Genomic DNA, 11,587 nt, shown 5'->3' on the forward strand with positions numbered 1-11,587 from the left:
CGGGGAACTGCGCGACCAGCCACAACGAACCGTCAGCCGGCAACGCACCCGTCACCCAGCAAACGCTTCCCCGAACGCCCCCGAACTCTGCGTCACCCCACTGCAATCGGTCGCCGCATCATCATCGGACGATCCGCTCTCACACTGCTGATCCCGGAACGTAGACCACATAGACACCCACGCGATCTCCTTCGACTCGGCGAACGTCCGCACCTGCGCCGCGTCCGAGAGCGAGAACGTCTCCCCGGAAACATCGTTCACGCCCAGCATCGACGTGAGCGCCATCCCCTGCCAGGCCCCCGCGTCCGAGAGCCCGAACACCTTCTTCAACTGGGTGTGCGTGGCCGTAGCGGACGTGATCGCGTAGTCGCCCATGTCAGCCGTGTACGACTCGCCGTAGTTCATCGTCATGATGTTCACCGTGGAGACCTCCACCGCGTTGTCGTTCGCCGACTCCAGCAGCGCGAGGCTGTCGGAGTCGAGGCCGGACGGCATCACGGGGAGGGTGAAGGAGACCTTGAGGTCGGTGCGTTCCTTCTGGAGCAGGGCTATCGCCTTGGAACGCAGGGCGACCGAGGTCGAGTCGGTCAGCGCGTCGCCCTCGATGTCGAAGTCGGCCTGCGTGGAGCCGGCCGCGTCCATCGCCTCGCCGTACGCCTTCGCGAGAGCCGTCGCGCTGGTGCAGGTCTCCGCCAGCTCCTTGCCGGACGCCCCGCCGAAGGAGACCCGGACGGTCGCACCGGAGGTCTTGAGCGCCGAAATCCGGGATTTCACGGCCGAGTTGTCGATCGCCGTCGTACCGTTCCACTCCGGCGTACAGGTGCTGCCCTTGGCGATGGCGAAGGCGAGGTTGTACGTCGACGGGGACCCCGCGCTGTCCATGTCGGCGGCGGTCGTGACGCTGACGTACGGCGCGTAGGCCGTGGTCGACGAGGGCGTCGAGGAGGCACTCGCGGACGGCGTCGTACTGGTCTTCGGTGTTGCCGATGGGGCCGAGTCCGACGAGTCGTCGGAGCTCGAGGAGCATCCGGTGACCGCGAGGGCAAACAAGCAGGTGAGCCCGGCCGCCGGTTTCAGGAAACTCCTCATATGAGCATGCACCCTTTCCGCGTGGGGACGGTGATTTCTGTCTCAGGATGGAAACAGAGTCGGAATCCGAAGGCTAAATGAAGCACACGGGGCTGTGTCTCACGAAGACAGAAAAAACATAGGAAACCCACGGGTATCGATGCGCGAAACGGTCAAGCCGGGCGACGAAGGGGAAAATTGGGGACACTACTGACACCGGCCGTTCATAAGGCACTTCCTGGGTTCTCTAAGAGAAGGCACAGGTTGCGGCGTTTTTCTTGGCGGGCTCACAAGAGAATCAGAGTTTTGGTCACATAAAGGCGGCCTAATGTCTGGGGAATGCAATCCGAGTCCGCCATCGATAACCGCGCCTCTGCGCGGGGTCGCCGCCGCAAAGCCGGCAACGGGTCCGCTGAAGGTCCCGTGTTCGTTGACAACTCCGGCCGCCGGTCAAAGGTGCTGCGCCGGATCGGCCTCCTCATGGGCACCGTCTGCCTCGGGTACGCGTTCGTACTCGGCATGGCGTTCATGGGCTGGGGCATCTCTCTCAACCCCTCCTCGCTGCTGCCGTTCGGCGGCGGCCAGGCCGGTTCGGCTCCCGGCGGTGGCTACGGCCCCAACGGCGGCAGAGGCGGCGTAGCGCCCTCCGGTGTTCCGACCGGCGCCCCGACCGACATCCCCTCGGGCACCCCCACGGGTGCGGCCCCGTCCTCCTCAGCCACCGCACACTGACCGGAGCACCACCGCAGCCATGACTACGACGACTCCTTCGCGCGGGCGCCGACGCGCCCCGACCCGGATGGAACGCGCGGCCGGCAAGGCCTCCGCGCTCCAGCGACCCCGGGTGATTCTCGCCCTGCTGCTTCTCCTCGGCCTCACCTGCGTGATGCTGCTCGACGGCTACCTGCGCGCGGAAGTCGGCGGCGACGAACGCGTCCGGGACGGCGCGAGCGCCAGCAAGGTCCCGGACAAGGTGCTCAACGGCGGCCCGATCCTGACCTTCCGGAACGGCAAACCGGTCACCCAGACCATCCCGAAGAAGACCATCGTCCTCACCTTCGACGACGGCCCGAACCCCACCTACACGCCCACGGTCCTGAAGATCCTCAAGAAGTACGACGTGCCGGGCACGTTCTTCCTGGTGGGCTCGATGGTCTCGCGCTACCCGAGCATCGTGAAGCAGATGGTCTCGCAGGGTGAGGAGGTGGGCATCCACACGTTCACCCACGTCGACCTCTCCTACCAGAGCGACGCCCGTATCAAGCGGGAGATGGAGCAGACCCAGCTCGCGCTCGCGGGCGCGGCCGGGATCACCACCACGCTCTTCCGCGCGCCGTACTCCTCGGAGACGGACGCGATCGACAACTACAGCTACCCCGTCTACAAGAAGCTCGGCGCGTCCGGCTACACCAGTGTCTTCGTCGACACCGACAGCGACGACTGGAAGCAGCCCGGTGTCGCGAAGATCATCAAGTGGGCGACGCCGTCCGGGACTTCGGGTTCCTCGGTGCTGTTCCACGACGCCGGTGGTGTGCGCTCGCAGACCATGAAGGCGCTGCCCACGTACATCGAGAAGATGAAGGCGAAGGGCTACACGTTCACCACCGTGAGCGGCGCCATCGCCAAGAACAACGCCGCCGAGCGGGCGAGCGGGACCGGTGCGGGGGCAGGCGCGGGTGCGGCTGCCGGGACGAGCACCGGCTCGGTCGAGGCCGGCGCGCAGCCCTCCGCGGCTCCTTCCGCCGCGCCCTCCGCCGCACCGGGCGGCACCGCCGGCACCGGCGCGGGCAACGGCCAGACGCCCGTCGACTCGGCCGCCGCGGCCGGCGGCGCCGGGGGAGCCAACGGCAACGGCAACGGCTCCAGGAACGGGACCTCGGTCCTCCAGGGCGCCCACCGCGAGGCCACCGGCATGACCCTCTACGAGGGGAAGGCGCTCATCTACGCCGTCGCGGTCGCCGAGTGGGTGGTGCCGGGACTTGCGGCGGGCCTCACCGTCGTCGGCGTCGCCGTGATGAGCCGCTTCGGGATGATGCTGATCCTCGCCCGGCGCCATTACAGACAGCGCAACAAACGCAGGTTCAGCTGGGGGCCGACCGTCACCCGCCCGGTGACCGTCATCGTCCCGGCGTACAACGAGAAGGAGTGCATCGCCAACACCCTTGAGTCGCTGGCGAAGAGCACCCACCCGATCGAGGTCATCGTCGTCGACGACGGCTCCTCGGACGGCACCTCCGAGATCGCCCGCGAGGCGGCCCGCTCCTTCGGCATGACGAACGTCCGGGTCATCCGCCAGGAGAACGCGGGCAAGCCCGCCGCCCTCAACAACGGTGTGCGCAGCGCGAGTTACGACATCGTCGTGATGATGGACGGCGACACCGTCTTCGAACCCGACACCGTACGACACCTCGTGCAGCCCTTCGCCGATCCCGAGGTCGGCGCGGTCGCGGGCAACGCCAAGGTCGGCAACCGCAACACGATCATCGGCGCCTGGCAGCACATCGAGTACGTGATGGGCTTCAACCTCGACCGCCGCATGTACGACCTGCTGCGCTGCATGCCCACCATCCCGGGCGCGATCGGCGCGTTCCGCCGCGAGGCGGTCCTCCAGGTCGGCGGCATGAGCGAGGACACGCTCGCCGAGGACACGGACATCACCATCGCCATGCACCGCGAGGGCTGGCGGGTCGTCTACCAGGAGCACGCCAAGGCCTGGACCGAGGCCCCGGCCTCCCTCAAGCAGCTCTGGTCGCAGCGCTACCGCTGGTCCTACGGCACCATGCAGGCGCTGTGGAAGCACCGCAAGTCCCTTACGGACAAGGGTCCTTCGGGCCGCTTCGGCCGGGTCGGGATGCCCCTGGTGGTGATCTTCCAGATCATCACGCCGGTCTTCGCCCCGCTGATCGACGTCTTCACCGTCTACTCGATGATCTTCGTCGACTTCTGGGCGTCCCTCGCGATGTGGTTCGCGGTGCTCGGCATTCAACTCCTGTGCGCGGCCTACGCGTTCAGGCTGGACCGGGAGAAGTACCGCTACCTGCTGATGATGCCGCTCCAGCAACTGGCCTACCGCCAGATGATGTACCTCGTCCTCATCCACTCCAGCATCACCGCCCTGACCGGCGGCCGGCTGCGCTGGCAGAAACTCAAGCGCACCGGCGAGGTCGGCACACCGGCGGGGGCGAGCTGATGAGCTGGGAACAGCAACAACAGGGGTACGGGGGTGGTTACGGCCCGCCGCAACAGCCCCAGCAACCCCAACAACCGTACGGCTACGAGGGGTTCGGCCATCCGCAGCAGTACGGCCAGCCCCAGCCGTATGTCCAACAGCCGTACGTCCAACAGCCTTACGAGCAGCAGCAGTACGCCGACCACGGGCAGCCGCCGTACGCGACGGCGCCCCTGCCGGTCGTAGAACCGGAGCCGGCGCCCGAGCCGGAACCGGTGGTCGAGCCGGAGCCGGTGGTCGAAGAGGTTGCCGAAGAGCCGGCGCCCGTGCCTCAAAAGGTGGGCCGGGACCGGTACTTCGACACGCTGCGGGCCGTCGCGCTGATCCGGGTCGTGACGTACCACACCTTCGGGTGGGCCTGGTGCGGGATGGTGTTCCCCTCGATGGGGATCATGTTCGGGCTGGCCGGGACGCTGATGGCGAAGTCGCTGGAGCGGCCCGCGTTCAAGGTGGTCAAGAGCCGGATGCGGAGGCTGCTGCCGCCGTTCTGGTTCTGGGGCTTCTTCGTGCTCGTCGCGATGATGATCCACGACTGGATGCCGGGCTGGCAGATCGTCTTCTGGATCGTGCCCGTCGGTGATCCGCCGGGCAACGCCTGGGGTATGCAGGCCTGGGAGATCCTCTGGTACCTGCGGACGTATCTGTGGTTCGTGATGCTGTCGCCGGTGCTGCTGTGGATCTTCCGCAAGGCGCCGATTCCGGTGCTGCTGCTGACGCTGGTGCCGATCGTCGTCCTCAAGTACGTGTGGGCGGGGCCGGACAACCGGTTCGGCAACGCGCTGTGGGACCTGTCGACGTACCTCTTCTGCTGGATCCTCGGCTTCGCGCACCGCGACGGTGTGCTCCAGAAGCTGAAGCCCTTCCTGGTGGTCACGCTGTCGGTCGCCGCGATCGCCTTCGGCGGCTGGTACGCCTTCACGCACCAGGCCGAGGCCGGGACCTACGACCTGGACGAGAACCCGCTCGCCCAGACCTACTGGTCGGCCGGCTACGTCATGCTGCTGATGTGGGCCAAGGCCTACTTCAACATCGACTTCGCCTGGCTGACCCGGTTCAAGCGGCTCGACCGGATCGTCACGATCTTCAACTCGCGGGCCGTGACGATCTATCTGTGGCACGAGATCGCGCTGGTGCTCGCGGTGCCGCTGACCGACCAGTTCTGGAAGGTGCCCGCCTTCGAGAAGTGGCTGCCGCTGGGGAGCCAGTGGTTCATGTTCGGCATCGGCTGGATTCTGATCGCCGTCTTCATCGTGCTGTGCGGCTGGGTGGAGGACGTGGCGGCGAAGAAGAAACCGAGACTGTTGCCGTCGTAGGCATGTGGTGGTGGGTGATTGCGGGCCGGAGCATGTGTTGGTGGGTGAGTACGGGCCGGGCGCCTTCGGGATGCCCGGCCCGTACTGCCACAATGGGCCCGTGACCCGCGCATCCCTGGACAAGCAGCCGCACGAAGTCGCCTCGATGTTCGACGACGTGGCGGAACGGTACGACCTGACCAACGACGTGCTGTCGCTCGGCCAGGACCGCCGATGGCGCAAGGAGGTCACGAAGGCGGTCGACGCCCGCCCCGCGCAGAAGATCCTGGACCTCGCCGCCGGTACGGCGACCTCGTCCCTCCCCTTCGCCCGCAGCGGCGCCTATGTCGTGCCCTGCGACTTCTCCCTCGGCATGCTCCAGGTCGGCAAGAAGCGCCACCCCTGGCTGCCGCTCACGGCCGGCGACGCGACCAGGCTGCCGTTCAAGGACGACACGTTCGACGCCGTGACCATCTCCTTCGGGCTGCGCAACGTGCAGGACACGGATACCGCGCTGCGCGAGCTGTACCGGGTGGCCAAGCCCGGCGGCCGGGTGGTGATCTGCGAGTTCTCGCACCCGACCTGGGCGCCGTTCCGCACGGTGTACACCGAGTACCTGATGCGCGCGCTGCCGCCGGTCGCCCGGACCGTCTCCTCGAACCCGGACGCGTACGTCTATCTCGCCGAGTCCATCCGCGCGTGGCCCGACCAGCCCGCACTGGCCGAGCGGCTCCGTAAGGCCGGCTGGTCGAAGGTCGCCTATCGCAACCTCAGCGGCGGGATCGTGGCCCTGCACCGGGGTTTCAAGCAGGTCTGAGTGGGGCTTCGGGGGCGGGATCCCGAGGAGGGCTTCGGCGGTGGGCGGTGCTGAGGTTCCCGAGCGCGCCTGCCCGGCCCCTCGGCCCGACCCCGCTTACGTGATCACCGTCTCGAAGAACGCGTCGCCCGGCGGCTCGTCCAGCTCGCGCTGCATTCCGCCGCTCGGCGGCCGGGGGATGCGCGGCTCACGCATACCGCCCCCGCCGTCGCCCTCACCGAAGTCGAACCACACGTAGACCACGGAGTCCCGCGCCACCTCGGCGTCGGGCTGCGGGTACTGCCGTACGACGTAGTCGACGACGGCGAGATGGAAGTCGGGCCGGTCCGGAGAGTTGATGAACAGCCCGCGCGACTGGGCCGTCTCTCGCGCGTCCACGGCCATCAGGCCGACGAGCCGCGGTACGCGCACTTCAGGTGTTTTGGGTGTTATGCCCACAGATGTCACCCCCAGCGGTACCGGAAGGGTAACCCCGGTCCGGTACCGATTGGAAGCGTCAAGTGTCGTTCTGTAGCTGTTGGTTACTCTGGGTTACAGTTCGAGCCGGTAACAGTGGCCCTCCTCCTCGCGGGAGGGCGTGGTGAAGACCTCGGCGAGGTGCATGCCCAGCCGCTGGGTCACCGCGATCGACCGGGTGTTGCGGGCCAGCACCATCGCCACCACGCTCGGCACCCCGGCCGCCCGCACCCGCTCCAGGGTCGCTTCCGCCGCCGCGGTGGCATACCCCTGGCCCCAGAACTCCCGCCCCAGCCGCCACCCGATCTCGATCTCACCCTTCGGTCCCCAGTCCCCCGGCCAGGGCTGGGCGCCGGTGAAGCCGATCACCCGGTCCGTCTCGTCGAGCATGGTCCACAGGCAGAAACCGCGCTCCGCGTCGTGCCGGCGCTGGCGGGCGGTGAGCTCCTCGTAGACGGACAGCTCGGCGGATCTCCCGCCGTGGAACTCCATGACGTCCGGGTGGTCGAAGGTCCGGTGCCAGGCGACGGCGTCCTCGTCGGTCGGGACGCGGAGCCGTACTGGGGGGAGAGCTCGGTTCACGGGGCAGCCCTTCAGCCTGGTGATCAGTGGCGCTGAATAGACTGCCCATGTCCAGTGCCGGTCGGCACGCAGATTTCGAACTTGGGGAGATCCCGCCGTGACCGAGCCCCTCTCCGAAAACACCGCCGATGTGATCGTCGTCGGCGCGGGGCCAGCCGGCTCCGCCACCGCTTACCACCTCGCCAAGTCCGGACTCGACGTACTCCTGCTGGAGAAGACCGAGTTCCCGCGCGAGAAGGTGTGCGGCGACGGACTCACCCCGCGCGCCACCAAGCAGCTCGTGGCCATGGGCATCGACATCTCCGAGGAGGCCGGCTGGCTGCGCAACAAGGGCCTGCGCATCATCGGCGGCGGCGTCCGCCTCCAGCTGGACTGGCCGGAACTCGCCTCCTTCCCCGACTACGGCCTCGTCCGCAAGCGCGACGACTTCGACGAACAGCTCGCCCACAACGCCCAGAAGGCGGGCGCCCGCCTCTACGAGCGCTGCAACGTCGGCGCCCCGATCGTCGACGAGCGCACCGGCCGGATCACCGGCGTCAACGCCAAGCTCGGCGAGGAGAAACGCGAAGTCACCTTCCACGCGCCCCTGGTGGTCGCCGCCGACGGCAACTCCACCCGCCTCTCCCTCGCGATGGGCCTGCACCGCCGCGAGGATCGCCCGATGGGCGTGGCCGTACGGACCTACTTCACCTCGCCCCGCCACGAGGACGACTACCTGGAGTCCTGGCTGGAACTGTGGGACCGCCGCGGCGCCGAGGACCGCCTGCTGCCCGGCTACGGCTGGATCTTCGGCATGGGCGACGGCACCTCGAACGTCGGCCTCGGTGTCCTCAACACCTCTGATTCCTTCAAGGAGTTGGACTGGCGCGAGGTGCTGAAGGCCTGGTGCGCGTCCATGCCCGAGGACTGGGGCTACACCCCCGAAAACATGACCGGCCCGATCCGCGGCGCCGCCCTCCCGATGGCCTTCAACCGTCAACCCCACTACACGAAGGGGTTGTTGCTGGTCGGCGACGCCGGCGGCCTGGTGAACCCCTTCAACGGCGAGGGCATCGCCTACGCCATGGAGTCCGGCCAGATCGCCGCCGACGTCATCGTCCAGGCCCACGCCCGCCCCACCCCCGCGAGCCGCGAACTCGCCCTGCAGCGCTACCCGCAGGTCCTCAAGGACACCTACGGCGGCTACTACACGCTGGGCCGCGCCTTCGTGAAGCTGATCGGCAACCCGAAGGTCATGAAGATCGCGGCCCAGCGCGGACTGACGCACCCGCTGCTGATGAAGTTCACCCTGAAGATGCTGGCCAACCTCACCGATCCCACGGGCGGCGACGCGATGGACCGCATCATCAACGGGCTGAGCAAGGTGGCGCCGAAGGCGTAGCGGCAGGCCCGGTCCTGGTGGTGATCAGGCGGTCAGGGCCTTCGTCTTGGCGGCCCGGCGGGCGAACACCTCGTCACGCCGGTCCGCCACCTGTCGCAGCGCCTCCTTGCGGTCCCGCTTGGAGAGCCGGTCCAGGTACACCTGGCCGTTGACGTGGTCGGTCTCATGGGCGAGGCAGCGCGCGAAGTACCCCGTGCCTTCGATCACAAGCGGGTCGCCGTCCTTGTCGAGCCCGCGCACCACGGCCCGGTCCGGACGCGGTACGTCCATCACCGCACCCGGCACCGACAGGCAGCCCTCGCCCTCGTCGAGCAGCCGGCGCCCGGTCGGGTCGAGCGGGTCGAGGACCGGATTGACGATGTGTCCGACATGCCGGACACCGTCGTCATCGGGGCAGTCGTACACGAACAGGCGCAGATCGACGCCCACTTGGTTGGCCGCCAGGCCGGCTCCGTCGGCGACGTACATGGTGAGGAACATGTCGTCGATGAGCGCGGCGAGGTCGGGCCCGAACTCGGTGACGTCCCGGCACGGCCGGTGCAGGACCTCTTCACCGACCTCGGTGACGCGTCGCACGGAACCGCGTCCGGCCTCGGGCGCGGGCCGGGGATAGGAGTCGACGGGGCTGCCCTGGACGAAGACTCGTGGCATGAGTTGCTCTCCTCGGGTTTGGCGTCCGGCCGTCTGGTTAGCCGAACTTGAGAACCTTGAGAAGAGAGCCTTTCAGGAGAGCCGCGAACTCCGGTAGAGGGAAGGCCGGGAGCGCCCTCGGGGTACGCCGAGGGGACCGCTGCCCCCGAGGCAGCGGCCCCATGCTCACGGCGTCGTGCGCGGGTTCAGAGCACCCGCACCGCACCGGTCGGCATGTCGTACGACAGCGGCCGCTCCACGATGCCGGTGGAGGGGTTCTGCGCGCCGACGAACATGCCGTCGCCCACGTACACCGCCACGTGGTAGGCGCTGCCCGCGCTGCCCCAGTACAGGATGTCGCCGGCCTGCAGGTTGCTCAGGGACACCTGAGTACCGGCGGTCGACTGGTCCTGGGAGACGCGCGGCAGGCTGATGCCGACCTGCTTGAAGGCGGCTCCGACGAGTCCGGAGCAGTCGTAGGCGCTGGGGCCGGTGGCGCCCAGGACATAGGACTTGCCGATCTGCGCCTTCACGAAGGCCACGATGGTCGCGGCCGAACCGGTCGCCGTCGACGAGCTGGTGCTCGTGGAGGCGCTCGTGGTCGCCGTGGAGGCCAGGGTGGTCCTCTCGGAGCTGCGCGAGGCCGCCTGCTCCGCAGCGGCCTTGCGAGCGGCCTCCTGGGCCTTCTTCTTGGCCTCCGCCTTCTTCTTGGCGACCGCGAGGTCCGCCTTGGCCTGCTTCGCGGCGTTTGCGGCCGCCGTGTCGCGCTCGGCCTGCAGCTGGTAGTTCGCCGCGGCCTGCTGCGTGGCCTCGGCGGACTGGGCGACCTGTGTGGACAGATCGGCGGTCAGGGTGGGCAGTTGCAGGGTCTGCGTCGTCTCGGCGGCATTGGCCGAGGCTGCACCAGCCGCCGCCATGCTGAGAACGCCACCGGCAACTCCGGCCCGCACGGCGATGTTCGTCGTCGCGCTGCGGCGGGGTTTCCGATGGCTGCGTATGTGAGCGGTGTGGGACATGAGACCAACCGGTATCAGGGGCTCCTCCATACCTTCAAGAAACGTGTGCTGCGCCACAATTGTTCAATGGGCCCCATCAACCCCGGGTGTGTCGTTCCTTATTGACGCCGTAACGGACATTGCGGACCTGTCTGATCAGGCCCGTGATCACGGTCTTTCATCGGTACGCCCGAATTGCCCGGCGCCTACCACCTGTTGGGACAGGTGGCCAAGCCCCGTTCTCATGCGCCTCTCATGGGTGTGGCGGAGGTCACGGAACGGTTACCGGAATGCGTGCGTCCTGCGTGGGTACCGCGAGCGGGTGACTTCGTGAACGTGTGCACGCGTCCACACCGTGCCGCGCGCTTCCCTCTGATGTGTGAACGGGCCTCCACTATCAAGCGGTCCCGTCCAACTCCAATTTGCATGCAAGGGAAGCCTCTTGATATTGAGATGCCGCCCTCGGCCTGCGATGACGAGCGGAAATGTCACCTCTGGTGATCAGTCGGACGCTTCACGTGCGAAGATCGCCGCTAGCCCGGCTTGATGATCCACTGTCAGGTGGTGGAGATCACAAAGCTTGTGTAATACCCCGTGTCGCAGATCACAGAGCGCCGGGCATAAGATGCGAGGCAGTTGGGCTTGTGACCTGCTTCACATGTTCTCGATCTTCGTTGGGACGAACGGGGGTTGAGTGGCGCGTGAGCCGGAAGCGGACCCGATGCCATCGCCAGCAGTCAGTGCCGACTGAGAGGAGCGAGGAGCGGTGAACGCGTATGCGCCCATCCTCGTACTGGGAGCCCTCGGGGCAGGCTTTGCGATCTTCTCCGTGGTCATGGCCACGCTGATCGGTCCGAAGCGATACAACCGGGCCAAGCTCGAAGCGTACGAGTGCGGCATCGAGCCGACCCCCACGCCGGCCGGCGGCGGGCGCTTCCCCATCAAGTACTACCTGACGGCGATGCTCTTCATCGTCTTCGACATCGAGATCGTCTTCCTCTACCCCTGGGCCGTCACCTTCGACGCCCTGGGTGTTTTCGGGCTCGTGGAGATGCTGCTCTTCGTGCTCACCGTCTTCGTCGCGTACGCGTACGTATGGCGGCGCGGCGGCCTGGAATGGGACTGAGGGGCCTTTAA

11 protein-coding genes are annotated in these 11,587 nt (G+C 67.5%); 6 read left to right on the forward strand and 5 right to left on the reverse strand.

Translation table 11 applies throughout. The features are described from left to right. Positions 1-51: 51 nt before the first annotated feature. Positions 52-1,089 (reverse strand): chitinase, encoded by a 1,038-nt coding sequence (locus tag OG588_RS29245; RefSeq protein WP_405949888.1) that lies wholly within the window; start codon positions 1,087-1,089, stop codon positions 52-54. A 402-nt stretch (positions 1,090-1,491) separates the two neighbouring features. Here OG588_RS29245 and OG588_RS29250 point away from each other — a divergent pair, with 402 nt between their 5' ends. The 4 genes from OG588_RS29250 to OG588_RS29265 all read left to right on the forward strand — a co-directional run bounded on the left by OG588_RS29250 (position 1,492) and on the right by OG588_RS29265 (position 6,406). Then, positions 1,492-1,800, forward strand: a complete 309-nt coding sequence (locus OG588_RS29250) for a hypothetical protein (protein ID WP_328680284.1) — start codon at positions 1,492-1,494, stop codon at positions 1,798-1,800. A gap of 19 nt (positions 1,801-1,819) precedes the next feature. Beyond that, the gene (locus OG588_RS29255) at positions 1,820-4,258 is read left to right on the forward strand and encodes a bifunctional polysaccharide deacetylase/glycosyltransferase family 2 protein (RefSeq protein ID WP_405949889.1); all 2,439 of its coding nucleotides are present in this window, start codon (positions 1,820-1,822) and stop codon (positions 4,256-4,258) included. After that, positions 4,258-5,610, forward strand: a complete 1,353-nt coding sequence (locus OG588_RS29260; protein WP_405949890.1) for an acyltransferase — start codon at positions 4,258-4,260, stop codon at positions 5,608-5,610. Before OG588_RS29255 ends, OG588_RS29260 begins: the two co-directional genes overlap by 1 nt. A gap of 100 nt (positions 5,611-5,710) precedes the next feature. Beyond that, a complete protein-coding gene (locus tag OG588_RS29265; RefSeq protein WP_405949891.1) occupies positions 5,711-6,406 on the forward strand; it encodes a demethylmenaquinone methyltransferase in 696 nt (231 codons plus the stop codon). A 96-nt stretch (positions 6,407-6,502) separates the two neighbouring features. Here the strand turns inward: OG588_RS29265 and OG588_RS29270 are convergent, their stop codons facing one another. Then, positions 6,503-6,817, reverse strand: a complete 315-nt coding sequence (locus tag OG588_RS29270) for a PASTA domain-containing protein (RefSeq protein ID WP_405949892.1) — start codon at positions 6,815-6,817, stop codon at positions 6,503-6,505. Between the two features lie 120 nt (positions 6,818-6,937). Further along, positions 6,938-7,444 carry a GNAT family N-acetyltransferase gene (locus OG588_RS29275; protein ID WP_405949893.1) on the reverse strand — a complete coding sequence of 169 codons (507 nt, stop codon included), beginning with the start codon at positions 7,442-7,444 and terminating at the stop codon, positions 6,938-6,940. A gap of 97 nt (positions 7,445-7,541) precedes the next feature. On the opposite strand from OG588_RS29275, the gene OG588_RS29280 reads away from it, so the two are divergent. After that, positions 7,542-8,825: a geranylgeranyl reductase family protein gene (locus OG588_RS29280; RefSeq protein ID WP_019061216.1), complete on the forward strand. Its 1,284-nt coding sequence runs from the start codon at positions 7,542-7,544 to the stop codon at positions 8,823-8,825. A gap of 24 nt (positions 8,826-8,849) precedes the next feature. Here the strand turns inward: OG588_RS29280 and def are convergent, their stop codons facing one another. Then, positions 8,850-9,476, reverse strand: a complete 627-nt coding sequence (def, locus tag OG588_RS29285) for a peptide deformylase (protein ID WP_405949894.1) — start codon at positions 9,474-9,476, stop codon at positions 8,850-8,852. A 185-nt stretch (positions 9,477-9,661) separates the two neighbouring features. After that, positions 9,662-10,471: a C40 family peptidase gene (locus OG588_RS29290; protein ID WP_405949895.1), complete on the reverse strand. Its 810-nt coding sequence runs from the start codon at positions 10,469-10,471 to the stop codon at positions 9,662-9,664. Positions 10,472-11,216: 745 nt separating this feature from the next. Here OG588_RS29290 and OG588_RS29295 point away from each other — a divergent pair. Further along, on the forward strand, positions 11,217-11,576 hold the full coding sequence (locus tag OG588_RS29295) for an NADH-quinone oxidoreductase subunit A (RefSeq protein ID WP_007383963.1): 360 nt from the start codon (positions 11,217-11,219) through the stop codon (positions 11,574-11,576). The last annotated feature ends 11 nt before the right edge of the window (positions 11,577-11,587 follow it).

This window comes from Streptomyces prunicolor (assembly GCF_045162825.1).
GTDB classification, from domain to species: domain Bacteria; phylum Actinomycetota; class Actinomycetes; order Streptomycetales; family Streptomycetaceae; genus Streptomyces; species Streptomyces prunicolor.

What these genes read in the sequence shown, in the direction of transcription:
- OG588_RS29245 (WP_405949888.1), bottom strand. Translation starts at nt 1,089, where the DNA reads ATGAGGAGTTTCCTGAAACCGGCGGCCGGGCTCACCTGCTTGTTTGCC.
- OG588_RS29255 (WP_405949889.1), top strand. Translation starts at nt 1,820, where the DNA reads ATGACTACGACGACTCCTTCGCGCGGGCGCCGACGCGCCCCGACCCGG.
- OG588_RS29260 (WP_405949890.1), top strand. Translation starts at nt 4,258, where the DNA reads ATGAGCTGGGAACAGCAACAACAGGGGTACGGGGGTGGTTACGGCCCG.
- def (WP_405949894.1), bottom strand. Translation starts at nt 9,476, where the DNA reads ATGCCACGAGTCTTCGTCCAGGGCAGCCCCGTCGACTCCTATCCCCGG.
- OG588_RS29290 (WP_405949895.1), bottom strand. Translation starts at nt 10,471, where the DNA reads ATGTCCCACACCGCTCACATACGCAGCCATCGGAAACCCCGCCGCAGC.